The 25,658-nt window shown below is 52.8% G+C and carries 23 protein-coding genes; 15 read left to right on the top strand and 8 right to left on the bottom strand.

Annotated features, from left to right (window positions below):
* The first annotated feature begins 62 nt into the window (after window positions 1-62).
* The 3 genes from D568_RS0111825 (at window position 63) to D568_RS0111815 (ending at window position 4,356) form a co-directional block, all read left to right on the top strand.
* Window positions 63-1,238: an ATP phosphoribosyltransferase regulatory subunit gene (locus D568_RS0111825; protein ID WP_020209813.1), complete on the top strand. Its 1,176-nt coding sequence runs from the start codon at window positions 63-65 to the stop codon at window positions 1,236-1,238.
* Between the two features lie 42 nt (window positions 1,239-1,280).
* Window positions 1,281-2,576, top strand: coding sequence for an adenylosuccinate synthase (locus tag D568_RS0111820; RefSeq protein WP_020209812.1), 1,296 nt, complete (start codon window positions 1,281-1,283; stop codon window positions 2,574-2,576).
* A gap of 214 nt (window positions 2,577-2,790) precedes the next feature.
* Window positions 2,791-4,356 carry a phospholipase D-like domain-containing protein gene (locus tag D568_RS0111815; protein WP_026287014.1) on the top strand — a complete coding sequence of 522 codons (1,566 nt, stop codon included), beginning with the start codon at window positions 2,791-2,793 and terminating at the stop codon, window positions 4,354-4,356.
* A gap of 15 nt (window positions 4,357-4,371) precedes the next feature.
* On the opposite strand, the gene D568_RS0111810 is transcribed toward D568_RS0111815, so the two are convergent.
* Window positions 4,372-4,998 carry a hypothetical protein gene (locus D568_RS0111810; RefSeq protein WP_020209810.1) on the bottom strand — a complete coding sequence of 209 codons (627 nt, stop codon included), beginning with the start codon at window positions 4,996-4,998 and terminating at the stop codon, window positions 4,372-4,374.
* Between the two features lie 130 nt (window positions 4,999-5,128).
* Here D568_RS0111810 and cls point away from each other — a divergent pair, with 130 nt between their 5' ends.
* Window positions 5,129-6,562: a cardiolipin synthase gene (gene cls, locus D568_RS0111805; protein ID WP_245551637.1), complete on the top strand. Its 1,434-nt coding sequence runs from the start codon at window positions 5,129-5,131 to the stop codon at window positions 6,560-6,562.
* Window positions 6,563-6,610: 48 nt separating this feature from the next.
* Here cls and D568_RS0111800 read toward each other — a convergent pair whose 3' ends face one another.
* A complete protein-coding gene (locus D568_RS0111800; RefSeq protein ID WP_020209808.1) occupies window positions 6,611-7,237 on the bottom strand; it encodes an SDR family oxidoreductase in 627 nt (208 codons plus the stop codon).
* Between the two features lie 66 nt (window positions 7,238-7,303).
* Between D568_RS0111800 and D568_RS0111795 the strand changes: the two genes are divergently transcribed.
* Both D568_RS0111795 and D568_RS0111790 read left to right on the top strand, forming a co-directional pair.
* Window positions 7,304-7,969 (top strand): SDR family oxidoreductase, encoded by a 666-nt coding sequence (locus tag D568_RS0111795; RefSeq protein WP_020209807.1) that lies wholly within the window; start codon window positions 7,304-7,306, stop codon window positions 7,967-7,969.
* Window positions 7,970-7,974: 5 nt separating this feature from the next.
* Window positions 7,975-8,466: a DUF6942 family protein gene (locus D568_RS0111790; protein WP_020209806.1), complete on the top strand. Its 492-nt coding sequence runs from the start codon at window positions 7,975-7,977 to the stop codon at window positions 8,464-8,466.
* 76 nt (window positions 8,467-8,542) lie between these two features.
* Here D568_RS0111790 and D568_RS0111785 read toward each other — a convergent pair whose 3' ends face one another.
* Window positions 8,543-9,265 carry a DUF599 domain-containing protein gene (locus tag D568_RS0111785; protein WP_020209805.1) on the bottom strand — a complete coding sequence of 241 codons (723 nt, stop codon included), beginning with the start codon at window positions 9,263-9,265 and terminating at the stop codon, window positions 8,543-8,545.
* Between the two features lie 219 nt (window positions 9,266-9,484).
* Entirely contained in the window at window positions 9,485-12,493 is a 3,009-nt protein-coding gene (locus tag D568_RS0111780; protein WP_020209804.1) for a TonB-dependent receptor, read from the bottom strand.
* 390 nt (window positions 12,494-12,883) lie between these two features.
* Between D568_RS0111780 and ada the strand changes: the two genes are divergently transcribed.
* The gene (ada, locus tag D568_RS0111775; protein WP_020209803.1) at window positions 12,884-13,987 is read left to right on the top strand and encodes a bifunctional DNA-binding transcriptional regulator/O6-methylguanine-DNA methyltransferase Ada; all 1,104 of its coding nucleotides are present in this window, start codon (window positions 12,884-12,886) and stop codon (window positions 13,985-13,987) included.
* On the opposite strand, the gene D568_RS0111770 is transcribed toward ada, so the two are convergent.
* Together D568_RS0111770 and D568_RS0111765 are read right to left on the bottom strand one after the other, a co-directional pair.
* Window positions 13,959-14,651, bottom strand: a complete 693-nt coding sequence (locus D568_RS0111770; RefSeq protein WP_020209802.1) for a glutamine amidotransferase — start codon at window positions 14,649-14,651, stop codon at window positions 13,959-13,961. The genes ada and D568_RS0111770 overlap by 29 nt on opposite strands.
* Window positions 14,648-15,802 carry a Card1-like endonuclease domain-containing protein gene (locus tag D568_RS0111765; protein ID WP_020209801.1) on the bottom strand — a complete coding sequence of 385 codons (1,155 nt, stop codon included), beginning with the start codon at window positions 15,800-15,802 and terminating at the stop codon, window positions 14,648-14,650. Before D568_RS0111765 ends, D568_RS0111770 begins: the two co-directional genes overlap by 4 nt.
* A 179-nt stretch (window positions 15,803-15,981) precedes the next feature.
* Between D568_RS0111765 and D568_RS0111760 the strand changes: the two genes are divergently transcribed.
* The 5 genes from D568_RS0111760 to azu are packed head-to-tail and all read left to right on the top strand — an operon-like array spanning window position 15,982 to window position 20,856.
* Window positions 15,982-16,788: a hypothetical protein gene (locus D568_RS0111760; RefSeq protein ID WP_020209800.1), complete on the top strand. Its 807-nt coding sequence runs from the start codon at window positions 15,982-15,984 to the stop codon at window positions 16,786-16,788.
* A complete protein-coding gene (locus D568_RS0111755) occupies window positions 16,789-17,826 on the top strand; it encodes an extracellular solute-binding protein (protein ID WP_020209799.1) in 1,038 nt (345 codons plus the stop codon). It begins immediately after the preceding gene.
* Window positions 17,823-19,343, top strand: a complete 1,521-nt coding sequence (locus D568_RS0111750; protein WP_020209798.1) for an ABC transporter permease — start codon at window positions 17,823-17,825, stop codon at window positions 19,341-19,343. Before D568_RS0111755 ends, D568_RS0111750 begins: the two co-directional genes overlap by 4 nt.
* A complete protein-coding gene (locus tag D568_RS0111745) occupies window positions 19,343-20,356 on the top strand; it encodes an ABC transporter ATP-binding protein (protein WP_020209797.1) in 1,014 nt (337 codons plus the stop codon). The genes D568_RS0111750 and D568_RS0111745 overlap by 1 nt, the downstream gene beginning before the upstream one ends.
* Window positions 20,357-20,403: 47 nt before the next feature.
* The gene (gene azu / locus D568_RS0111740) at window positions 20,404-20,856 is read left to right on the top strand and encodes an azurin (protein ID WP_020209796.1); all 453 of its coding nucleotides are present in this window, start codon (window positions 20,404-20,406) and stop codon (window positions 20,854-20,856) included.
* Here the strand turns inward: azu and rnk are convergent, their stop codons facing one another.
* Window positions 20,857-21,249, bottom strand: coding sequence for a nucleoside diphosphate kinase regulator (rnk, locus tag D568_RS0111735; RefSeq protein ID WP_020209795.1), 393 nt, complete (start codon window positions 21,247-21,249; stop codon window positions 20,857-20,859).
* A gap of 273 nt (window positions 21,250-21,522) precedes the next feature.
* A complete protein-coding gene (locus tag D568_RS0111730; RefSeq protein WP_020209794.1) occupies window positions 21,523-22,410 on the bottom strand; it encodes a LysR family transcriptional regulator in 888 nt (295 codons plus the stop codon).
* Between the two features lie 128 nt (window positions 22,411-22,538).
* Between D568_RS0111730 and D568_RS0111725 the strand changes: the two genes are divergently transcribed.
* The 3 genes from D568_RS0111725 (at window position 22,539) to D568_RS0111715 (ending at window position 25,585) form a co-directional block, all read left to right on the top strand.
* The gene (locus D568_RS0111725; RefSeq protein WP_020209793.1) at window positions 22,539-23,741 is read left to right on the top strand and encodes an MFS transporter; all 1,203 of its coding nucleotides are present in this window, start codon (window positions 22,539-22,541) and stop codon (window positions 23,739-23,741) included.
* Window positions 23,742-23,818: 77 nt separating this feature from the next.
* Window positions 23,819-24,631, top strand: coding sequence for a 2,5-didehydrogluconate reductase DkgB (gene dkgB / locus D568_RS0111720; protein WP_020209792.1), 813 nt, complete (start codon window positions 23,819-23,821; stop codon window positions 24,629-24,631).
* A 3-nt stretch (window positions 24,632-24,634) separates the two neighbouring features.
* A complete protein-coding gene (locus tag D568_RS0111715; protein WP_020209791.1) occupies window positions 24,635-25,585 on the top strand; it encodes an alcohol dehydrogenase catalytic domain-containing protein in 951 nt (316 codons plus the stop codon).
* Window positions 25,586-25,658: the final 73 nt, after the last annotated feature.

The following is a 25,658-nucleotide window of genomic DNA, read 5'->3' as shown; positions in this document are numbered from 1 at the left end:
TTTTATGTCAGGCCAATGTGTTTCTTGGCTGCCGTTTCAAATGAGTACCAACAGAGTCTGCTATGACTTATGCCGACCGCTGGCTGTTGCCCGATGGAATTGAAGAAATTCTTCCCACCGAGGCCCGGCCCATCGAATTATTACGCCGCAAGTTGCTAGAGCTATACCGCAGCTGGGGCTATGAAATGGTGATTCCGCCTCTGCTGGAATACACCGACTCTCTTCTCATAGGTCTGGGTCGCGATGTTGACTTACTGACCTTTAAAGTGACCGATCAACTGACCGGCCGCACCCTTGGCATACGCGCCGATATTACGCCGCAAACCGCGCGTATGGATGCTCATAGCTATAAGCGCGAAGGGCCTAGCCGCCTCTGTTACACAGGGCATGTGGTGCATACCAAACCCAAAAACCCCCTCGCTACTCGCACCCCTATTCAGGCGGGGCTTGAGCTGTATGGTGATGCCAGTACGGCCGCGGATAGCGAAGTTGTATCGCTGCTGCTCGAATCACTGCGCGCTGCGGGTTTACCCAAATTGCATATCGATTTGGGGCATGTGGGTGTTTACCGCGCGCTGATGGCTAAGGTGGATGTGCCGGCACCGCAAAAAGAAGTCTTTTTTGCCATGTTACAGCGTAAAGCTGTGGCAGAAATGCAGGCATGGGTTGCTGCAAACATCACCGACAAAACCATCGCTAAAGTCTTATTGGCTCTGCCGCGCTTGGCCGGTAGCCGCAACATTCTTACCGAGGCCCGTGCCTTGTTTGCCGCTGTCGCCAGTGATGCGGTGAATGCGGTGGACGAACTGGCCGCGGTGGCCGATGTGGTTGCCGCACGCTATCCCGAGGCTGAGCTGTATTTTGATTTGGGAGAGCTGCGCGGTTATCACTATCTGACCGGTATGGTATTCGCGGCCTTTGCGCCCGGCTATGGCAACCCTATTGCCAGCGGTGGTCGATACGATCACATCGGCGAAGTGTTTGGCCGTCGTCGACCCGCTACGGGTTTTGCGGTGGACATCACCGCTCTTTCAAAGCTGGGTTTGCTGAACGCCGAGCCCTCGGCCTTAATTGGTTACAGTGATGATGGCACAGCTGCGCAGTGGCAGGCGGTGTCTGAGTTGCGTGAACAGGGTAAGCGTGTGGTAGCCGCCAGCAGCCGTGAAGAAATGCAGGCGTTAGAATGCGACCACACTTTGGTTAAAAACGGCGACGCTTACGTACTGGCGCCGCTGTAAGATTTTTCATTCATTTTTATTGCAAAGAGAGTAAGGCCAACCATGGGCAAGAATGTTGTGGTATTGGGCACCCAGTGGGGTGACGAAGGTAAAGGTAAAATCGTCGACCTGCTGACCGATCAGGTATCGCTGGTGTCGCGCTTTCAGGGCGGACACAATGCCGGGCACACCCTGGTAATCGATGGCAAAAAAACCGTGCTGCACTTGATTCCCTCAGGTGTGTTGCGTGAGGGCGTTACCTGCCTGATTGGCAATGGTGTAGTACTGTCACCAGAGGCTTTGTTTACTGAACTGGCTGAACTGGAAGACAGCGGTGTGCCGGTTCGTGAGCGTTTGCGCTTGTCGCCCGCCTGCCCGCTGATTCTGCCTTATCACGTGGCGCTGGATCAGGCTCGTGAGCTGAAGCGCGGCGCAGCAAAAATTGGCACCACTGGTCGCGGTATTGGCCCTGCCTACGAAGACAAAGTGGCCCGTCGCGGCTTGCGTTTGGGCGATTTGCTGGACATGAACAGCTTTGCCGGCAAGCTAAAAGATGTGATGGAGTATCACAACTTTGCGCTGACCGAATACTACAAAACCGACCCTGTTAGCTACGAGCAAGTGCTGGAGCAAGTAAAAGCCTGGGCGGTAGAGCTCAAGCCCATGATTGCTGATGTGACAGAAATTCTTCACACCGCACGTGAGCAGGGGCAGAGCATTTTATTTGAAGGTGCGCAGGGTTCGCTGCTGGATATCGACCACGGTACTTACCCTTATGTGACCAGCTCAAACACCACCGCTGGCGGTACTGCTACTGGTTCGGGTTTCGGTCCTTTGTATCTGGACTATGTGCTGGGCATCACCAAAGCGTACACCACCCGCGTGGGCTCGGGCCCATTCCCTACCGAGCTTGACTGCGAAGTGGGTCAGCATTTGGGTGAAAAGGGCCATGAGTTTGGTGCTACCACCGGACGTCAGCGTCGCTGCGGTTGGTTCGATGCGGTGGCTGTGCGTCACGCTAACCGTATTAACTCTGTTTCTGGTATGTGCCTGACCAAGCTGGATGTTTTAGACGGTCTGAAAACTGTGAAAATTTGCATCGGCTACCAGGATCAAGACGGTAATGCCATGCCGATTCCTTTTGATGCCGATGGTTGGGATCGTGTACAACCTATCTACGAAGAGATGCCCGGTTGGAGTGAATCCACTTTCGGTGTTCACTCTATAGACGAATTACCGCAAAACGCTATTAACTATATTAAGCGATTAGAAGAAATTCTTGGCACACCTGTGGATATTATTTCCACCGGCCCTGATCGTGTAGAGACTATCGTGTTGCGCCATCCGTTTGCTGAATAAAAATTGTTGGATGCTCTAGGTAAAAACGCCACTTTTAAGTGGCGTTTTTTTTGGTTCAGACTTTTATCTGATTCGTGTTGGCGCTGAATGTATGGGAGTGATTTAGTTATAAGCGAAGATGGCTTTGCTAAATACGGGTTGCGGCTAAAACTATGGCGCGGCAGGTGTTCTTGCTACACTGATGAGTGTTACCAATGTTAAATGGACCTTACTCATGTCGCTAACCGCTTTGCGTGTCACGTTATGGGGTTTTACCCGTCTGTTGAGTTTGTCACTTCTGTATTCTGCGTTGTGGGGCTGTGCATCCGCGCCAGACCGCTTCCACGTGCAAAAGCAATTCAGTAAACCGACACCGAAGGTCGGGCCCTTGGTCACTGCGGAAAAGGCATTACGATTACAGGGTGGAGGGCAGGCAGGGGAAACGGGGGTACATTTATTAAGTGAGGGAACACAAGCCTTTGCTTCACGTTTGGCGCTAATTGCTAATGCGGTAGATACGCTGGATGTACAGTATTACCTGTTCCATCGAGACGATACCGGCACTATATTAGCTTGGGCTTTATGGCGGGCAGCAGAGCGTGGTGTACGGGTGCGTCTGTTATTGGACGACATGGAAAAACGTCCGCACGATTTTCCGTTAACGTATTTGGACGCACACCCTAATATCGATGTGCGTATGTATAACCCGTTTTTCTGGCGTGGGGGCAGGGCGTGGCAGATGGCTACTGACTTTGGCCGTTTAAATCATCGTATGCACAATAAATCACTCACAGCGGATAACATCGCCACTATTGTTGGTGGGCGTAATGTGGGGGATGAGTATTTTGCGGCAAACCAGGATGTTAATTTTGGTGATATGGATGCGTTGCTCTTTGGTCCGGCCGTAGGTGAGGTGTCTCGACAGTTTGATGAATACTGGAACAGTGATCTGGTTTATCCCCTGGAGCTTTTGAACACGAAAGCTAACCGTAGCTCGGATGAATTGCGTGCAGGTGACTCGGTAGATGTTGCGTTTTCTCATTTAGAGAGCAGCATTTACAGCGATGCTTTGGTTGCAACGAAAATTGACGAAAAAATTAAAAACGGCACCTTGCCTATGGCTTGGGCATCGGTACAAGTGTGGTCTGATACGCCGAACTTAACCGCAATGAAAGCAAAAGATACAGGCGATGGCTTGGTGATCAATCGCCTGCTGAATATGTTTGATACTGCCGATAGCGAGCTGTATTTAATTTCTCCTTATTTTGTTCCCCGTGATAAAGGTGCTGAGCTTCTGACTCGCAAAGCAGAAGAGGGAGTGAGCGTAACGGTTATTACAAACGCATTGGCCGCAACCGATGTGGTGGCGGTGCACAGCGGTTATGCTAAAAAGCGCGATGATTTATTGCAGGCCGGTGTTAATGTTTATGAGGTAAAAGCGCGCCCCAACGTGGACCCGAAAGCGTGGAGTATCTCGTCGTCCTCCAGCTTGCATGCTAAAACCTTCGTTATTGATAAACGCTGGGTGTTTGTCGGCTCATTTAACCTTGATCCACGTTCTGCCTGGCTGAACTCGGAAATGGGCGTCTTGATCGATTCCCCAGAGTTGGCTCAGAGGGTGTTGCAGGGCGTGGATTCACTGCTGCAGAATATTGCTTATCAGGTGACATGGCAGGACGACGACATCGTTTGGCGGGACACTTATAGCGGCGAAACTTACGATTCCGAACCCGACGCCAGCTGGTGGCGTCGGGCGATGGCGAGCGTGTTAAAGCTTATGCCGGTTGAGTCCCAGCTGTAACTTGTACAGATTTGCTTACGGCGCTTGGCGGCGCCATTGGTACTCGTCTTTGCAAAAAGTATATACCCCGGCAGACGTGTCACCGGCTTTATCTTGCAGTGTTATGTCCATCACCCGGCAGTGATTATGCTCGTTTTTAAGCGTAGTTCGTGGAGTGATGCTGGCGCTGTTGCCGCCTCTGGCCCATTCGGCGGTTTCACCGTCGCGGTTGTTTTCAATGGTATCGACGAAAATGGCTTTAAGCTGGTTCCAATCGTCCTTGCTGAATTCGGTGGCGGCGGTTTCCGACACTACCCACTTGCCGTTGCTTTGCTTGCAGGCGTCAAAATGAAAAAAGTCGCGCCGCTGCTCTTCGTTGCGTAAATCAAAAATGGCCTTGCGACATTCCTGCCCGTTGTTTTTATAGCTGTATTTGATTTTTACCCGGCCGTAGCGCGCTGAGGTTTGCGACTGCCAGTTAATGGTTCGCAGGTCCGGTGCCTCATTCAGGGCCTGGGCGATGCTTTGTTTAAACTCGGTGACTTCGGCAGACGTCATTTCGCTGGCGACACTGCGACCCATAAACTGCAAGTTAGCGGCCTGGCTTAGTGGGCTGATGAGCAGCGCGGTGAGCAGTAATCCACGGGCGGTATGGTTTAACATCTGATCTCCTATCGCATATTCGCGCAAATTGGGTTGATTGCATCCGTGACGGGATATGGCCGTATAATACCTTATCTAACAGGTTTTGCCGCAGGCCGCTGCGGCGTCATGGAGGTTTTACTTGTCTTTAGTGCTCAGTGTATTGCAGCAATTGCTAATCTGGGGGCACTTGCTGCTGGTCATTACGTTTTCTGTTCGTGTGATCATGAAACGCCTGCCGGTGGGCGTATCCTTGGCGTGGCTGCTGGTGCTTGTACTGCTGCCCTACGTGGGCGTGGGGCTTTACCTTCTGTTCGGCGAGCGCTTTCTGGGTGTTAAACGTTCACAGCGCAGCGTGCGCTTGCGTCAGGCCTACTTACACACCCGACAACAAAATGAAGCGGTGATTGACTGGGGGGATTACCACCCCGCCAGCCGAGCCTTATCGCGCCTGGAATACCGCACCTCAGGTATACCGCCAGTAGGCGGCAACCAGCTGACATTTCTGGGCGAAACGAACGTCATTATTGATGCGCTGGAGAAAGACATTCTCAGTGCACAGTCGTTTTGCCATCTAGAGTTTTATATTTGTCAGGCGGGTGGCCTTGTTAACCGCATTATTGAAGCGCTGGAAACCGTGGCGGCAAAAGGCGTTGAATGTCGTTTGATGCTGGACGCTGTGGGCAGCTCGCCTTTTTTCTCCACCAAAGAATGCCAGCGTTTAAAGGACGTAGGTGTGATTATGGTTAAGGCGTGCCCCATCAACATGACGCCCTGGCAGCTTGCCCGCTATGACCTGCGTAACCACCGTAAAACGGTCGTTGTTGATAACCGTGTTGCTTACATGGGCAGTTTTAACTTGGTTGATCCTGCTTACTTTAAGGTGGATTCTGGCGTCGGTCAGTGGGTGGATATGATGGCGCGTATCGAAGGCCCGGCTGTGACGGTTTTTGATTCCGTATTTCGCTGGTACTGGAATATAGAAACCGGTGAAGACTTACCGCTGCTGCAAGAAAAATTGGCCGCCGACCCAACTCCGGCACTGGTGCAATTGGCTCCATCGGGCCCGGATGCGGCGAAAGAAAGTATTCTTAGTGCGCTGTTGCAGGCTATTTACTCGGCAGAACAGTCCGTCGATATCGTCACGCCGTATTTTGTGCCTGGCGAAGCGCTTGAGCAGGCGCTTCGTATTGCAGCCAGACGCGGCGTTACCGTTCGCTTGGTGGTGCCCGAAAAGGTGGATTCATTCCTGGTGCGACACGCCAGTCATTCTTACTTTGATGGTTTGTTGACATCGGGCGTGGAGATTTACACTTATCGTGCGGGGCTGTTACATACTAAAGCCATTGTAGTGGACCAACGCTTAGCCTTTTTTGGCACGGTGAACATGGATTTGCGCTCACTGTGGCTTAACTTCGAAATGACCATGATTATCTACCACCAGGAAACAGCCTGCGAATTATCGCGCCTGCTGGATGCCTATCGCGCTGATGCCGATAGAGTGAGCGCCGAGTCCTGGCGTCAGCGCAGTGTTGTATCGCGTTTTTTTGAAAATATTACCCACCTGTTCAGTCCGTTGATCTAGCACAAAACCGGATACGGGCGCGAAGGCTCGTCCGTATCCGGTGTTAGCTTAAGAAAGAGCGTTGCTTAAAGAACTATTGCCGTTTACTAACGGGTATATTTTATTGATTGTGTCCGAGGTTTTCAGACAGTGGATGCAGGCGTCCGCGACATCTTCGCGGGTAATAACCTGGGCTTCTTTATCGGTGGGCATGACGGTACTGACGCCGCCGGTGGCGGGCTCATTCAGTAATCGGCCTGGGCGTAAAATGGTGTAGCTTAAACCGCTGGCGAGCAAGTAATCGTCCGCCATTTTTTTGCATACCGAATAGTGTTTAATGGCCGATGGACCATTGTCCGGGTCTTCGGCGCCGCGCGAGCTGACCATCACAAACTGTTTTACTTCAAATTGCCGCGCGGCATCCACTGTTTTTATCGCGCCCCACATATCCACCAGAATGGTTTTATCTGCGCCGGTTTTAGCGCCCGAGCCTGCGGTAAAAATGACTTTGTCGCAGCCCGCTAAGGCCTGGCTAAAATCTTCCTCTAGGTCGGCAAGGCGAATGTCGACGCCCAAGGCTTCCAGCTCGGAATCGGGCTTTCTGAGCATGGCGACAACTGGCTGTCCTGCGGCGTGCATTTTCTTGATAATCATACGACCGATTTGTCCGGCCGCACCGATTACTAGCGTAGTCATAATCGCTCCTAAGGGCTGTGTTAAAGTAACGAAGTTTAACAACTGTAACGCATTGATGAGGTAAATATGTCGAAGACTGTAGTGATCACCGGAGCCAACCGAGGTATAGGTTTATCGTTTACCAAGCTGTATTTACAGCGCGGCTACACTGTGTATGCCGCCTGTCGCAGCGCCTCCCCTGAGCTGGAAGGCTCGGGTGCCCGCATTATGGACGGTGTCGATGTAGGAACGGACGAAGGCTTGAAAACGCTGGTCAAAGCTCTTGAAGGCGTCACCATTGATCTACTGATCAACAACGCTGGCATTTTGCGCGATGAGCGTTTGGGGCAGCTGGATATTAAAACCATACGCGATCAGTTCGAAGTGAATGCCCTGGCACCGCTGCGAGTCACTGAAGCCTTGATGGCGCAACTGAGTAGCGACGCTAAAATTGCGTTAATTACCAGTCGCATGGGGTCTATTGCTGATAACACCAGTGGCGGGCGCTATGGTTACCGTATGTCTAAGGCCGCGTTAAACGCTGCGGGTATGTCCTTGGCGTGTGACCTGAAAGAGCGCGGCATTGCCGTGGCGATTCTGCATCCGGGGCTGGTGGGTACTGAAATGATCGGTGGCCATGGTGACTTAACACCAGACGAAGCCGGCGAGCGTTTGGTAGCACGTATAGATGAGCTTAACTTGGGTAATACCGGCACTTTCTGGCATTCCAACGGCCAGCAGTTGCCTTGGTAACGCCTGTGGGTTTGGGCGATGTGAATTATCGCATCGCCTTTTGTATCGCAAATCGCCCTGCGTTAGATCATTACCCGCAGCTGAACAACCTTGCGCCACTCGCGCCCGGCGAGCTTGAGCACATTGTTGCCAACTCCAGTAATCACTGGCGCAAGCTCTTCAGTGTGTACGCAAAGTTTATCTATCAGTTAGGTCCGGAGCCCGGCTGGCCCGAGCGCTGGCAGGATTACCGCGATCACTATTTGCTGCAAGCTGACAGTAAAACGGCGCTGCTGTTTAGTTCACCTCCACCTCAAGCGGACAATGCGCGAATTCACATTGTGGCCGGTAAAACCTATGCCGCTGAACTTAACGTGCCAGGCCTCGAATGGCAGGACGCCTATTTTGCGGTAAATAAGTCTCAGCGTTTGATTGTCTCGCCTTATTTAGATTATCGGCAGTTAAGCAATGAGCGTATTGGCCGACTGGTGCAAATAGTTAAGGCTTGTCGGCACTAGGCTAATTGGGGCTGTATTTATAGAATAACAGTGCGTTAACGTGTGCGAAATTTTACACGCATTGTGACTTTTTAAGTCAAGCGTCCGTCGTCTCGCGCTGTTTAATTTCCCGCAGCAGCGCTTGCAGCGTCGAGCTGCGAAATTCCCGCCGATACAATACACCAACCACTATCGCCACTGCCGAAATAAACAGCCAGGTGTTAAAAAACCAGGGCAATACCGCGAGTGAAAAATAGTAAGCACGCAGACCGTAGTTATAGCTGTGGCCGGCTTGGTCAATAATTTTTGCGGTGCTGATGGCGTAGCGACGTCGGTCTTCTTCATCGATTGGTGCGTCGTGAGCTGGGGCCGCGCCAAATAGAATGGCGCAGAAACCATACTGACGCATGGCCCAGGTGAGAGTGAAAAACGCGTACACATAAATAAGCAGCAGCAAAATTACTTTGAGTTGCAGCTGCCGGGCAGACATAGACTCGTTGGCAAACGGCAAGGCGCTGATGGTGAGGTACACCTTATCAATGGAGGCCATGATGGTGATCAAACCGGCAATAATTAGAATGGCGGTGGAGGCTAAAAACGAAACGTTACGCTCTAAGCTGGCAATGAGTGCGGTATCGGCAATGCGGTTTTGCCGCCCGAGCATTTCTATCATCCAGCTTTTGCGGTAGATGTGCAGAACAGAGGCCAGGCAATGGTCGGTGCGGGCCCGGTGGCGGGCAAAGCGGGCGTAACCAATCCAGGCTGCAAACAGCCAAATGGCTGCGCCTATATTAATCCAATCGTAAGCAGTCACCGGCACTTGTATCTCCTTGATCGATATTGGCATCTTACCTGATGGTTGTGGCGAGAAAAATCCTGTGACAAAACTTTTCAGGTTTATTTGGGCGTTTTGTGTTGCCCGGGAAAGTAGAGATAGAAAAAAGGCGCTCGGTTGCCCGAGCGCCAAACAGGAGAGCATGGGTTATAAAACCCTAACTCCACGACAGTGAGGAGGGGCACAAGGTGCCCCGAACAGAACTTAGAAAGTGGCTCTTACGCCCATGGTGTAACGAGCTTCGTACTCGTACTGCCAGGCGAACTGGTCTTCGTACTCCAGGTAGTAAGTCTCTTTCTCTTCAGTGATGTTAGACGCGTTCAAGAACACGCTGACATAGTCGTTAATATCGTAGCTAACAGACGCATCCACATAAGCGGTAGGTTCTTGCCACAAGGTACCTTCGCCCCAGGTTTGGTTAAAGCCAACCACGCGCTCACTGCGGTAGTTGTAGGCGATACGCGCTTGCAGAGGTCCGTTTTCATACCAACCGACCAGGTTGACCACGTCTTCTGAGTTGTCCTGGAAGGGTAACTCTTGTCCGTCCATACCTTGGTTGCCTGACTCGCTGGGCGAGTAGGTGTAGTTGGCGTCGATACCAAAACCACTCAGCATGGGCACATCCAGGAAGTCGTCAAAGGCCAGTTTTGCGGCCAGCTCAACACCCTTCAATACACCGCCGTCACCCTGAACGCTGGTGGAAATGGGCACGCTGCGACGAACAACGCCATCCTGATCAGGCAGTTCCATTTGCAGGGTGCCGCTTTCGATAAAGCTCTCGACATCAATGTAGAACCAGCCCACAGACAAGCTGCTGGCGCCGCCCATGTAGTATTCGAGCGAGATGTCGTAGTTTGTCGCTTCCCATGGATCCAGCTCGGGGTTACCGTCGGCGTTACCACCGCTGACGATAAACTGGTTGTAGGTGTCGCTGTCCGGGTTGCTGTCGATAACGTAGTTAGGTGACAAGCCCGCGCCCCACTGCGCCAAGTCCAGAGGTGCCATGGTTTGAGCGTAAGACGCGCGCAAAATCAAATCGTCGCTCAGGTCAAAGCGCAGGTTCAACGAGGGCAGCAGGTAGTCCAGCGAGCGCTCGGTGGTGATGTCCCCTGCATCTACGGCTGCTGCGCCATAGGCTTGTGCCGCACCCACTTGGTTTTGCAGAACGGTCAGGTCGGAATCAATGGCGCGCAAGCCGAAGTTACCGCTCATGATGCCGGTTTCAAAGTTAGCTTTGGCGTAGTAGCTCAACTCTTCCAGTTCAACTTCATAAGAGCGGCCGGGGAAGATAGAGCGATAGGTGCCGGGGTAAAGTGCTTCGTGGTAAGCCTCTACGTCCACCATGGCGCGAGGGTCCACGCCCCAGAGAGTGGGAATGCCCGAAACGCTGCCAAAGTCGCTCACTTGAATAGGGTTCAGGTCGGCCAATGGGGTGGGAACGCCGGCGGTGTAGAAGTTTTCACCGTCGCCAGCTACGCAAGCGCCATCAACGCCGCCGCCATTTAGCACCACATCGGTTGCTTTCCATTTTACGTCGCAGCCATTCACCGGAGACAGCAAATCAAACTCAAAGTTGTCTACGCTGCGCTCACTCAGGCGTACGCCAAATTCGATTGAGGTCAGGAAGTTACCGTCGAAGCGATATTCACCGTCAAAGCGCGCAACGTCCAGCTCGCCTTCGCGAGAGAAGTTGTTTTCGCTGGCAAATGCGCCCAAGGCATAGCTGTTTACATCGCCTAAGTAGTCGGCAATGGTGCGGGCGTCGCCCATTGATTCGCCGTTGATGCTGAGGTTGGCGTTGTTATCAAAGCCGCTCCAGCTTGGATTGTCGCCGCTGTAATCAATGCTCAGCTGTGGATAGCCCAGGTAACCGCCGGGGTTGGTTTGCAATTGGCCATCGGCGCAATCGCCTTGAACGCCTGCGGTGCCATCGGGGTAGTACTGACACTCAACACCCCACTGGCTGCCATTGGCCAAGTCGACGTCGGTGTAGCTGTTCAGGCGTTCTTGTTCGGCTTCGCCGTGAATCAAGCGCAAAGCGCCTGTGAAGTCGCCACCGTTGTCGTAGTTTAACTCCAGGTTGTAGTTCTGCGACTCGGCGGTTTGCGCCTGCACCGATGAGTAAGACTTAATGCGGCGGCCCGAGGTGGTGTATTCCTGCACGGTGTTGACGTTGCCGTGGTCGGTAGACTGAGTCGCGTCGTACCAGCTCCAGCTCTGCCATTTATCAGAGTTTGCAATACCCACTTGGAAATCGTTGTCTTCAAGGTCGGTGACCAGCGCTTCGGCAACCAGCTCAAAGCCTGCACCCAGGTCAACCTGAACCGCCAGATTGGCACCGGTGCGTTCGCGCTCGGTTTCGCGGTTGTAGGCGGTGTGGCCCACGTAAGCCCAGTAGCGATCATCCAGATCTCCATCATTGTTAATGTCGACACCGCCGTCGGTGTAGCGATCGGCAAATTGAGCGTTGTCAGGGCTTACCCAGCCGTAATCGGTCTCGTTGGTAAAGCCGGTCCAGCCGCCATCGCCCATGACGCCAGAGTAATAGTTAGCCAGGGTGGCTTCCTGATGGCTGATAGCCGCCATAACGCCTACGCGATCGCTGTTCCAGTTTAGCAGCAGGTTGGCAGATGGATCGGTTTCTTCGGTTTCCGTGCCGTAGGTGCCGTTGATGGCGCCGGAAACGGTGAAGCCTTCATCGAAATCAAACGGGCGATAGGTGTGTAAATCAACAATGCCGGTAATGCCTCCAGCGTTCATGCTGGCGGTTTGCGATTTGGCAACCTCTGCACCAGAGAACAACTGCGATGGAATGTCGCTGTAGTTAGGCTGCACGGTAGTCAGAGAGTTGGCGCCCAGGTAAGACTCACCGTTCAGGGTGGTCAATACTTGTGGCAAGCCGCGAATGTTCAGGGCAGTGCCTTCACCGGCAGAGCGGCGAATTTGTACACCGCTGATGCGCTGCAGAGAGTCGGTAATCGTCACATCGGGCAGCTTACCGATATCTTCGGCGGAAATCGCATCCACAACCGAGTCGGCATCGCGTTTGATGTTTACCGAGTTTTCCTGAGCAGCGCGCACACCGGTTACGACAACTTCTTCAAGTTGTGGCGTGTCCAGCTGGGCCAGTGCGGGAAGGGCAGTGCCGCCCACCGCAATGGCAGATACGCAGGCTGCAAGACGTTTTTTGCTAAGTACATGGCTAACTTTCATCGATCAGGGTCTCCATTTTTATAGGCATGGCAGTCATTGCTGTTCGAGTATTGTTGTGCAATAAAGGCCAGTTTAGTAACCGGTTACAGATGTCACAGATAAAACCATGCCTCTACTCGAATAGAAATGAGCAGGATTATTGGCTTTTTATTGGATTTATTGTGATTTTGGCGAGCGTGATCTCAGTGTTTACTGGATCTGATGCGGCCGAGCTGTAAACGGTTACGGGAGGGTAGGGCAGAATGAACAAGCGTTCAAGTAAAAAAGTGCAAGCTCGCACCAACGCTGGGCGCTGACTTGTGAAAAAACTCTGTTTTGGTGCGCAATGGCTGAAAATTTAGGCGCAAGATACGGGATGACGCCCTGTGTTCACGCGGGCAGAATAGCGGTATGACGATTTTACCCCAACAGACGTTATCTGCCTCGGTGCCCGTGAGTGAACACGATTTAGGTTGGAGAGCTGTGTGTGAGCGCGACCAGAGTTTTGATGGGCAGTTTGTTTATGGCGTTACCACTACCCGCATTTATTGCCGTCCATCTTGCCCGGCGCGTCGGCCTTTGATCAAAAACATTCGCTTTTTCACCGAGGGCTCAGAGGCTCGTGCGGCAGGCTTTCGGCCCTGCCGCCGTTGTGAGCCGGATTGTGTAAAGTCGACTGATGGTGCACTGGCGCGAGCGGTACGGATTTGCGGACGGCTGAAAGATGAAGAGTCCATGCCAACGCTTACGCAATTGGCCAATGCCGAGGGCATCAGTCCGGCTTACTTGCAGCGTCAGTTTCGCCGTGTGGTTGGCGTGAGCCCGGCAGAGTATGCCCGCCAATTGCGCGCCGACAGGTTACGAGATCAACTGGCCAAAGGCTCTAGCATTACCGAGGCGATTTTCAATGCGGGCTACGGGGCCGGCAGTCGATTTTACGCTGAGGCTTACGCCTTGCTGGGTATGACGCCTCGCCAGTATCAAGCGCAAGGAGAAACCATGAAAATATATTTTGCCCTGGCGGAGTCTTCCCTTGGTCAGGTGTTGGTAGCGCAGACGGCTAAGGGGGTTTGTGCCATCTTACTGGGTGACGACCCTGAAGAGTTGCTGCAGGATTTACAGCGTCGGTTTACTCGCGCCGAGCTTATCGGTGGGGATGCCGGTTTTGAGCAGACCGTCGCTCAGATCATTGGTCTGATCGAGTCGCCGAATAAGCGTCACAAGCTGCCACTGGATATGCAGGGCACGGCCTTTCAGCGCAAGGTTTGGCAGGCGTTAGGGCGAACCGTGCCCGGGCAAACGCTCACTTACAGCGAGCTGGCGAAAGCCATTAATCAGCCCGGTGCAGCTCGCGCCGTCGCCAGTGCCTGCGCGGCGAACCCACTGGCGGTAGCGGTTCCCTGCCATAGGGTGGTGCGCAGCGATGGCGGTTTATCGGGCTATCGCTGGGGAGTAGAGCGCAAACGCGAGCTATTGCAAAGAGAATCTAATGCAGCTGACTCAGCCAGGCGCTAAACACCGCACGAGCTTTTTGCGGTAAGGCGTTGGCCTGCTGTGCTTGCTTGCGAATATCGCGGGGGTCTATACCGGCCGCAGTGATCTCGCAATGATGGCCGACCAGCCAGCGCTCAATGTCAGTGGGGCTTGCTTCTAAGTGAAATTGCAGCGCGAGAATATTTTTGCCCAAGCTAAACGCCTGGGTGGCGCACATGTCCGTGCTGGCCAAGTGCTGCGCGCCCTCGGGTATGGCAAAGGCATCGCCGTGCCAGTGCAGCACCGGGCTATTGGCCAATAGCGCCAGCGGCGAGGCTTCGCCCGAAGTGGTTAATGTTAACGGTGCAAAACCAATTTCTTTACGCCCGGTAGCCGATACCTGCGCCCCCAACGCTTTGGCGATCAACTGCGCGCCCAGGCAAATGCCCAGCAGAGGCTTTCCGTTAGCGATGCGCTCTTTAAGCAGTGCTAATTCTTGGTGAACAAACGGATAGAGCTCGCCGTCATCAACCGCAATGGGGCCGCCCAATACGATCAATAGATCTGCGTTGTGCGCCTCTATGGCTTTCAGATCGGTGGTGCAGGCGTTGATATACGTTAGCTCATAACCACACTCTGCCAGCACGGGTTCAAGCGTGCCCAGCTTTTCAAAGTCGATGTGGTAAAGGGCGAGGGCGGTTTTCATTGCAGCTCCTTTAGCAGTGTACGTAAAAAGTGTGTCAGGTTACGCAGCTGGCTGCGTTCGCATACGTGCACGTCGAACAGTTCGGCGCGTTCGCAGTGTATGTCTTTAATAGGGTGAAAGCTGACGATTAAGCCGCGGGCGCTGGGGCCGCCCAGGTGCTTGAGCATGGCGCCGAGTTTATAGATCACTTTTTTGCCGTTGCCCTGTTCGAAGCGGCTGGTTTTACACTCAATGGCCAGCAGGCGATTGTCGTAAAGGGCGAGCACGTCCAGCTCGTTGCGCACTGGACGCTGGCGTCGGCTTTCCAGCCAATTGAGCTGGACGCTGCGCGCCAGGTCTTGCAGCTTCGGAAATTCGCTGCGCAGTTTTAAGAGTTCGCTGAACACCAGCTCTTCCATCCAGCCGCCGTTGGCAAAAAAGCGTGTTGCTTCGCTGTTGAAGCTCAACTGATTGCCGTGCAGTTGCACTAACTGGTGCTGTAACAGGTCGTCCAGTAACTGATTGAAGGGTGTATTGCCGCGCAAGTGGTTTTCGTCCACCTGCGTACTTAAGTCGGATTCGGCTCTGGCTGCGTAATAGTTGAGAATGCCCATGGCTTTGCTGTAGCTGTCGGCGTTATTGAGCCAGCGCTCGGCAATGGTGCGCTGCGCTTTGGCGATGCCATCGCGGCAGTAGTGGGTGACGTGCAATCCGTGGCTTTGCAAAAAAGCGGGCAGCTTGATTTTGTCTTCCAGGTCGAAGCCCATGCGGGCGTCGGGGTTGCACAGCCAGTGCAGGTGGTCGTTATACACATAAAAGGCGGGCAAATTGCGATAGAAGAAAACCTCGTGCGCAATGATGCTGATGGGGCCGTTGCCGCCGGTGTTGTTCAGTAGCAGGGTTTGGCCCTGTGCGAGCCTTGCCTCTACCAGTTGTTCCAGAGTGTGTCGCAGCTGATCAATATTCCACGGTTCCGCTATCGTCACCGGCGTGCAGTGAATGCCCATAGGTTGGCACACCTGCATCAACCATTGCTGGTGGTCTGCCAGGTGGGGGATCGGAGGTGTGAGCAGCACAATTTCGTCCGGCTTGAGACGCGAATCGGTCAGCGGCATCAGATTGCCGTTGGGGCGGTCGGAGACGATAAGAAACTGCGTGGTGTGATTGTCCATAGGGCCTTAGTCCTTAAGCGTGGGCGTCAGTCTAACCTGTCTTGGCGATTGAGTAAGCCGTTGGTTGCTCTTGTGCATCATGGGCACTGGTATTTCGTTTCTTTACGGCCGCCTTTCTTTACCTTGTTTCTGATAATAAGTATCATTTAGCAGGTCAAGTCTTATGAATGGAAATATTTATGAAGGTTTTATTGCGAAACTGTCACAAAGCGTTGCTTGCGGCTTCTTTATGTTTGGCTGCGATGCAGATTTCCGCCAACGGCGACATTGGCGAGCACGTTAATCACCTGCAGGACAATTTGGGTAAATACGAGAAAGAGGTCAACTGGATTAACGGCCGTATCGATAACATGGTTGATACTTACGAAGCGAAGGGGGCTAAAGCCGCAGAATCTGATCAGGTGGTGGATATTTGGGAAGCTGTGTTGTTTCACTCCGCTATCGAGGTGAACTACGTGCCCATTTACGCCAGCATTTGGCAGGGGTTGTACGGTGTAAAAGAAGCAATCGATGCCGAAAAGCCTGTGGCCGAAGTGCGTGCCGAGCAGGCTAAACTTGAGCAATCATTGTGGCAAGCGCTGGGTGCGGTTAAACTGGCGGCCCTGTATCAGCAGCGTGGCTTGCTGGATAAGGTAAAAACCACCGAGTCTGCGCCGACAACGCCCAGCGCAACCCTCGAAGAGGTAAAGCATCGCCTGGATCGCGTGGTAGCCAAATATGCCGAACAGCTTCCCGAAGAGGCCACCAGCATTGTTCACGATACCTATCTGAACCTGTTTGAGGGCGTTGAAGGGGCGCTGATCGAACAGGACGCGGCGCTGGTTGAAAGTCTGGAAAAAGACTTCAATGTGACTCTGCCTAAAGCAATTTCTGCTGGTGGTAGTGTAGATCAGGTGCGTGGTGTAGTAACTGATATGCAAACCAAGCTCGATAACGCCAAAGATTTGCTGGAACAAGCCGAATCCGAACGTAAGGACGTTTTCTAAGTGCAACGCAGAAGTTTTCTACAGGCCCTGGCGGGTGTCGGTATTGCCGGCAGCCTGCCGTTGTCGGTCTCGCGAGCGCTGGCCGCAACGGCCGGTGCCTTATCGGTTGAAGATTTGCCGCCGTTAAAAGGCGAGCTAACGCTTTATCTGGGGCGGGGCGAGGGTGGCCTGTATGAAAACGTGTTACAGGCGATTCAAAAACGCAATCCTGACTTTACACTGAATATCCGCCGTGGCGTCACGGCGGCTTTGGCGAACACCATTGTGGCTGAGGCCAAAGCAGGTGTTCGACGAGCGGATGTTTTCTGGGCCGTCGATTCTGGAGCCATTGGTCTGGTCAACGATGAAGGGCTTGCCCGGCCCTTGCCTGCGGATCTCACAGGCCAGTTAAAAGAAGGGTTTCGTTACGACAACTGGTCCCCTGTGACGGGCCGTATTCGCACATTGCCTTTTAATACCGATAAGCTGACGGCGGATAAAATCCCCAGTAGCGTGACGGCATTGCCGGATAGCGGTTTGTCCATTGGTTGGGCACCGGCCTATGCGTCTTTTCAATCGTTTATCACCGCTATGCGTTTACTGGAGGGCGAGAAAGCCACCGGCGAATGGCTGAAAGCGATGAACAAGCGCGGTAAAAATTACGCCGGTGAATTGGGCGTGGTAATGGCCGTTGAGCGCGGTGAAGTGGATGTGGGGTTTGCGAACCACTACTACACCTTGCGCTTAAAAGCCGGCAAGCCTGATGCAAAAGTTGGCCTGGCATTTACCAACAACGATGCCGGTTGTCTGGTGAACGCCTCTGGCATTTTGACCTTGAGTGATGGCGAGCTGCCAATTAACTTTATTCGTTATTTACTGACGCGCGAGGTGCAGTCTTACCTTGCCAGCGAAGCCTATGAGATTCCGCTTGTAAGTGGCGTGGATACGCCAGAGGGATTGCCGGCCCTTAACACGATTTCACCGCCACAAATGGATTTAACCCGTCTCGCCGATTTGCGTCCAACGTTGGACTTGATGCGCCGCGTCGGAGTGCTATGACCCGATTGCCCGGCTCTTACCCCTTGGCGCTGCTAATAGCGCTGTTTGCGCTGGTGCCAGTGGGGGTGCTTGTATCTCTTGCCAGCGACACTGCGCAACTGTTTGATACTCATAACCTTAAGGTGTTGATTAACACTCTGGCGCTTATGGGGCTTACCGTATTGGGCTCGGTGTTAATTGGAGTGCCTCTGGCGTTGTTGACGGCATATGTGCATCTGCCCTGGCGTAAGTTCTGGCTTATTTTGTTTGCCGCACCCCTGGCCATGCCCAGCTACATTGGCGCGTTTACACTCTACGCGGCATTCGGTCCGGGCGGTGAAATCAATAACCTGACGGGCTTGCCAACCCCCGCCTTTTACGGTTTGCCGGGCGCTGCATTGGTGATGACTCTCTATACCTACCCGTTTGTACTTCTGACCACGCGTGCCTCGTTATTGAGCTTGGATGCCAGTCTTGTGAATGCGGCTCGCACCCTAGGTATGTCTTTGGGCATGAGCTTGTGGAGAGTGGTGTTACCCCGAGTGGTGAATGGCATTGCTGCAGGTGCTTTATTAGCGGCGCTGTATACCCTGTCGGATTTTGGCACTCCGGCTATCATGCGGCTGGATACATTCACTCGTGTTATCTACGTTGAATACAACGCGTTTGGCCTGAGCCAGGCAGCGATGCTGTCATTACAGTTGCTCGCCATTGTTGGGCTGGTGTTGTTTTTAGAGTCCCACGTTAAAGCCACGCGCGAGCGCCCAGGCAGGCGTTTGGTGCTTTGGCCCTCTCGCTGGCAAGTGAATACTCTGCTGGCGGTGGCGATGCCGGTGCCTTTACTCTCTATAGTGCTACCTCTTGGTATATTTGCCCTGTGGCTGGTCCGTGAAGGCACCGGCGGCTTTGAATTTAGCTATGCCTGGAATTCTACATACGCCTCATTGTTAGCGGCGGTAGTGGCGGTGATTTTGGCTGTGCCGGTGGCTCATGCCGCCGTTAGCGGTAAGGCGGGGCGCTTGATGGAGCGAGTGACCTATTTCGGTTTCGGTGTGCCTGGCATCGTAATGGGGACTGCGCTGGTGTATGTTGGCCTTAAGCTGCCCTTTCTGTATCAAACCCTGGGTTTGTTGGTGCTTGCTTACGTACTGCGGTTCCTGCCGCTGGCGGTAGGCTCTGTGCGCTCGTCTGCAGAAAGTCTTGATCCGAGTTTGGTTAAGGCGGCGAGACTGCTAGGGGCTAGTCCAAAAGAAGCATTTACACGTATAACTTTACCACTTACGGTGCGCGGTATGATTGCCGGTGCCGCGCTGGTATTTTTGGAGGCCATGCGCGAACTGCCCGCAACCTTGCTGTTGGGGCCGACTGGCTTTGAAACCTTGGCCACTTATTTGTGGCGGGTGTACGAAGCTGGGTACTTTGGTCGCGCTGCTGTACCCGGTTTGCTGCTGGTGTTGATGTCCGGACTCGGTTTGGCGCTGATGCTTACGGGAGAGCGCCGGGGCGATTTTGATGTGACAGAGGATTCAAAACGCTAATGTTAAGCGTGCAAAACCTAACCGTTAATTACGGCTCTACTCGTGTAGTGGACCAATTAAACCTGGCTTTGGCCGACGATGAGATTCTGATGTTGGTGGGGCCTACCGGCTGTGGTAAAACCACGATTTTACAGGCTCTGGCTGGGTTAATTCCCATAGCTGATGGTGAAATTACGTTAGGTGCCTGGAGCGCGACGGCGAAAAATCCGGTGCCGCCTGAAAAACGAAACGTCGGCATGGTGTTTCAGGATTTTGCGCTGTTTCCTCATTTAAGTGTGCAACAAAATGTGTGCTTTCGATTAAAAGATACCGCATTGGCGGATCACTGGATTGACTTGTTAGGGTTAGGTGCACTGCGCAATGCCAAACCCAGTACATTGTCCGGTGGGCAAAAACAGCGGGTGGCCCTGGCGCGGACTCTGGCTCACGAACCTGTGTTTATTTTATTGGATGAACCTTTGTCCAATTTGGATGCCGCATTGAAAGACAGCTTGCGTTGGGAAATTCGCAGTGCGTTAAAAGAAGCGGGCGTTCCTGCCATTTGGGTAACACACGATCAGGAAGAGGCTCTGTCGGTGGGTGATCGAGTCGGTGTGTTAAACGGTGGCAAGCTTGAGCAGTTAGATACCCCGGAAACGTGTTTTTGTGAGCCTGCCAGTCGGTTTGTGGCGCGTTTTTTGGGTGAAGCGAGTTTTGTGCCGGGACGGTTAGAGCAAAACCGCGTGATTACTGACATCGGTGAAGCACCTGGAACTCCGGTGAAGGGGGCTAGTGGTGAGGTGGATCTATTACTGCGGCCAGATGATATCGACTTAATTCCTTTACCCTCTGGTGGCAATGGTCAGATTCGGTGGGCACGGTACGAAGGTGGTGCCAGACTTTTCGCAATTGACCTGGATAACGGTGCTGAGGTCAAAGTTCGGGTCAGTCACGAAGTGCGCGCGGATATTGGCAGCAGGGTTCAGCTGGCAATCACTACCACTCATCCGCTCGCGGTTTTTAATCGAGAGTAGAAAAGTTCATTTACTTTCATAGCTTGATCACTTTGAAGGAGTTACCTATGAGAACTGTAACCAAATTAGTCGCCGCCGGTGTTTTTGTGTTTTTCGGGGCAACCGCTCAAGCCGAGGAATGTTCAGTCACCATCGACAGCACTGATCAGATGCGCTTTGATACCGATGCTATGACGATCCCCTCGTCTTGCGAAGAATTTACGGTGAACCTGACGCACTCCGGTAACATGGCAAAAAATGTGATGGGCCACAATTGGGTGCTGTCAAAAACATCCGATTTACAAGGCGTTGCGATGGACGGCATGAGCGCGGGCCTGGACAACAATTACATCAAGCCCGGTGATGAGCGTGTTATCGCTCATACCGATGTGATAGGTGGTGGTGAAAGCACTTCGGTGACTTTTGATCCTTCAGTGCTTGAGGTGGGCGGTGATTACAGCTTTTTTTGTTCTTTCGCCGGTCACTATGCGTTGATGAAAGGCACGGTAACTGTCGAATAATTACCGCTCCTCGGGTGGTTTAACCGCCGTCACCTCTATCACGCTCGACTGGCCTGGCTTTACCGGCCAGTCGATACTTTGCCCCGGGCTTAGGCCCAAAAGCGCACTGCCTGCCGGACTGAACACCGATAAAGCCTGAGAGTTACCCCCAGCGTGTTGTGGATACACCAACTGGTAGGTGTAGTGCTTCGATGTTTTTTGCACTATAAATGTCACGACTGAATTGACCGTGACAACATCGCTGGGCAGTTTGCCCGCTTTTACTCGCTTGGCTCGTTCGAGCTCATCTAGCAGTAACTCTGCGACAGGATCACCGTCGCGCGCATCAATCATGCGGCACAAGGTATCGTACACATCTTGAGACACCACGATTTTTGGTTTTTTAACGGCCATACGTACTCCAATAAAAAAATCCCAGCCAAGATATTTGCCGGGGTAGCAACGAAAATCACAAAATGAAAAGTAATAGAACTACGGGACGCCCGACGGCGGCCCGGTCAGGCGGGGAAGATGGGAGCAAGTCTCCACATTAAAAAACGGTTAATCAGATTGATAAGCATGGCTAAATCCAAGATACAGAAAGAATAAATTAGCGTATTGGGGAATAAAGTCAATCGAAGATTTTAAGCCCGCTTTCAACTCGCTGAGCCGTGGCGGTCACGGATGTCAAAGCGTGAGCCTTGGGGCGATAAAATCCAAAAATGATTGAATGCGGGATGAAACCGCACTGTTGCGGTAATACACAGCGTTCACTTGTTCGCGTGGGTTGGGGCTTTGCACTGCCCGTGGGTACACCTTGATCAAGTCACCCGATGCGATGTCTGCGGCAACCATAAAATTGGACAGTAAAGCGATGCCCTGGTCTGCTAGGCAAAGGCGCCGGATAGTTTCACCACTGTTGGCAGATATGGCGAAGGACAGCTCTTGTGCTTGAGTTAAAGGCCACTGATTTAAGTGCGAGGCATCACTGAAGCCGATTAAGCGGTGCTGCGCTAACGTGCTTATTGGCCCGCGAACTGGGTGCGTGGCAAGGTAGCCAGGGCTGGCGACCAAATGTAGCTTACTGCGCCCGAGAAGCCGAGCATGAAGGTTTGAATCCGTGAGCTTACCGATACGAATGGCGAGATCAGTTTTGCGCTCCAACAGATCAATCACATTGTCATGAGAGGTAATGTCTAGATGAATTTTGGGGTAGGTCGAGCAAAACTCGCCGATCAGCGGTGTCAATTGATGCAAGACAAACGGGCTTGCGGCGTCTACCCGCAAACGCCCCGATGGCGCGCGCTGCAACAGGCGTAAGGCCTCTTCGCCCTTCTCCAGGGTATTGAGCCCCTCACGGGCATGATCAAGCAAAATGGCGCCTTCCTCGGTAAGCTCCAACCGGCGAGTGGTGCGGTTTAACAAGGTGGCATCCAGACGCATTTCTAAACGCTGTATTGCGCGGGAAATTTTCGCGACCTGCACGTCTAAAAGATCCGCAGCGGCAGATAAGCTGCCGCTGTCTATCACGGCGATAAAAGCTTCCAGGTCTTCGGTTTTGGAGTGCACGGTCACAAGCAATATTCTCAATAGTCACAAAAGTCTTTTGCTATTAACACTGTTTTTCGCATATTTAGCAATAGGCACAATGCGTTCCTCATATCGGCTTACGGCGATTTGCCACCCATTTGAAGGAAACCCTTATGCCTGTTGCGTTACTGGCGCTTACCTTAAGTGCTTTTGCTATTGGTACCACTGAATTTGTGATTGTCGGCCTGGTGCCGACCATTGCTGCAGATTTGAACGTTACGCTGCCAAGCGCCGGTTTGCTGGTTAGCCTATACGCCTTTGGTGTGGCTATTGGCGCTCCGGTGCTTACCGCGGTTACTGGGCGCTGGCCGCGCAAGAAACTTTTGCTGAGCTTAATGGCTTTATTTGTACTTGGAAATCTGCTCGCCTGGCAGGCTCCGGGGTACGACAGTTTGATTCTTGCACGGGTTCTGACCGGCCTGGCTCACGGGGTGTTCTTTTCCATAGGCTCGACCATTGCGACCAGTCTGGTGCGCAAAGACAAAGAAGCAAGCGCCATTGCAATTATGTTTACCGGCTTAACGGTGGCGCTGGTAACAGGCGTGCCTTTGGGTACCTGGATTGGCCAAAACTTTGGTTGGCGCACCACATTTTTGGTGGTTTCAGCCCTTGGCCTGGTGGCGTTAATTGGCAGTGCCTGGCTGGTGCCCGCAAATTTAAAGCAATCCGCCCCAGCAAAAGTGCGTGAGCAAATCAGCGTGCTGATGCACCCAAGACTGTTATTAGTCTATGCGATGACTGTTTTGGGTTACGGCGGCACTTTTACCGCGTTCACCTTTTTGGCACCTATGCTTGAGCAGGTGACAGGCGTGGCACCTGAGGCAATTGCTGTTGTGATGCTGGTTTATGGAATCTCTGTGGCGGTGGGCAATATCTACGGTGGCAAGCTGGCTGATCAGTTGGGTCCTGTGGGCGCTTTAACGGTTGTGTTTGTGGGGCTTGCGGCTATTTTATTCGCGTTTACTTTCACCATGAGTAATACCTGGCTTGCGATTGGTACCGTGCTGGTGTGGGGCGCGTTTGCGTTTGGTAACGTGCCCGGGTTGCAGGTATACGTAGTAAAGCTCGCCGAAAAGTACACGCCCAACGCCGTTGATGTGGCGTCAGGATTGAATATTGCCGCGTTTAACATAGGCATTGCATTGGGGGCCATACTGGGAGGCGTGATCGTTGAGTCCATGAGTTTGCGCGACACTGCCTGGATCGGCGCGATTATTACCTTAGGTGCACTGGCACTCACCCGTGTGTCAGGCCGTTTGGATCGACGGGCTGAGTTCGATGAACTGCGTGGTTCAACTTGTGCGCGTAGTTATTAACTTTTGTAAAAGTCCGCTTGAAGATTGTTTTTTCGTCCTCAGCTTTTAAATACCTAATTTTTAAAGAGAGCATGACTATGATCAATCGCAGTATTCCGCAGTTGGGTATGGGTACTTATCGCCTGCAAGGTGAGGTGGCCTATAAAAGTGTACAGATGGCGCTGGATGTCGGTTTTCGTCACATCGATACGGCGCAAATTTATGGCAATGAAGAGGATGTGGGCAGAGCTATCGCTGAAAGTTCGGTGGCCCGCAATGACGTATTCATAACCACCAAAGTTTGGAATGACAAACTAAGCCAAAAGGAGTTTTTACCCAGTGTTAAGCAGAGCTTGGAAAAGCTGAAAACCGATTATGTGGATTTAGTACTGATTCACTGGCCGTCACCGCAAGGTGGGGAGCCAATGCAAGAGTATCTGGGTGAGCTGCTGAAAGCGCAGCAAGAAGGCTTGGCTAAGCAAATTGGGGTGTCAAATTTTACGATTGCGCAAACACAGCAAGCGCTGGATATCTTACCTGCCGGCGCGCTCGCAACCAATCAAATTGAGGTGCATCCCTATCTGACCAATGATGCGCTGCGAGATTATTGCCATATTAACCAGGTTCAAGTAACAGGTTATATGCCATTTGCAGTGGGTAAAGTTTTGCAGGACAAAACCATTATCAGCATTGCCGAAAAATATCGCGCGACACCGGCGCAAATTGTATTGGCTTGGTCGTTGTCCCAAGACATGGTCACCATTCCCTCCTCCACCAAGCGCGGTAATTTGGAGGCCAACTTTAGCGCGCAGGAGATTCAGTTGGAGACTGACGATGTCGCCGCCATCAGTGCACTAAACTGCGGCGATCGCCAGGCAAATCCAGATTTCTCACCTGAATGGAATCAATAAGTCATGACTGAAGCTTTGACTTCTGCCTGGACCTTTCAAGGGAAAGGGGTGCCGTTATTGTTGCAGCAAAAAGCCGTTCCTCAGCCACTGGCGGGACAGGTTCTCGTAAAAAATACGGCGATAGGTATTAACCCGGTGGATTGGAAATTTATTCAGAACGATCCGCGCTCCTGGCCCGTCGGACATGTTCCCGGCGTGGATGGGGCGGGTGAGATTATCGCAGTCGGGGAAGGGGTTAGCGCCTCTTTAATTGGCAGGCGTGTGGCCTATCACCAAAGTCTTGGCGAGCAGGGAAGCTTTGCACAAACGATCTTATTAAACGCCGAACGGTTTATGGTGATTCCCGATGGCTTACCAGATGAGAGCGCTGCCGCTTTACCTTGCCCTATGCTCACGGCTTGGCAAACCTACACTAAGGTACCGGCGGCAGCTGGCGAAAAAGTGCTGGTTACCGGCATGGGGGCGGTTAATAAAATACTCGTGCAGCTCTTGGTTCAGTCCGGGTTTGAAGTTCATGCGCTATCTGGCAGCTTATCGGAAGACGATGCGCGTCATTTAGGTATTCATACCCTCCATAGGCATGCTCCGGAAGATGGTGATTACTATGCTCTTTTCGATGCCTCAGGGTCCGAGCATGCCGCCAGCCTTGTGCCATTGCTGCAAGCTAATGGTCATGTGGTCAGTATACTGGGGCGCATTGCTACGCCAGTGGATCCAGCGTTCACGCGCACCATTTCCTACCATGAGATAGCGCTTGGCGCTTTACACGACTATGGCAACTCGCGGCAGTGGCAAAAGTTGATGCGCGCCGGGGAAACGTTAATGCAAGATATCGTCAACGGCAGTCTTATACTCGAGCCTGCTAACACTTTCTCTTTTAACGAACTGCCCAATGCTCTGGCCTCCAATGAACACGACAAGAAAAAGGCCGTGGTTAGGGTGGCCGAACACTAACATGAGAGCAAGTGTCACTTGTTATGTGTAGTGTTTACTGGGTTAGGGCTTAACGAGGATTGCTTCTTTTTCT

The organism is Gilvimarinus chinensis DSM 19667 (assembly GCF_000377745.1).
Lineage (GTDB): Bacteria > Pseudomonadota > Gammaproteobacteria > Pseudomonadales > Cellvibrionaceae > Gilvimarinus > Gilvimarinus chinensis.
The sequence above is the reverse complement of the archived record's forward strand: the minus strand, read 5'-3'. Positions and strand labels throughout refer to the sequence as shown.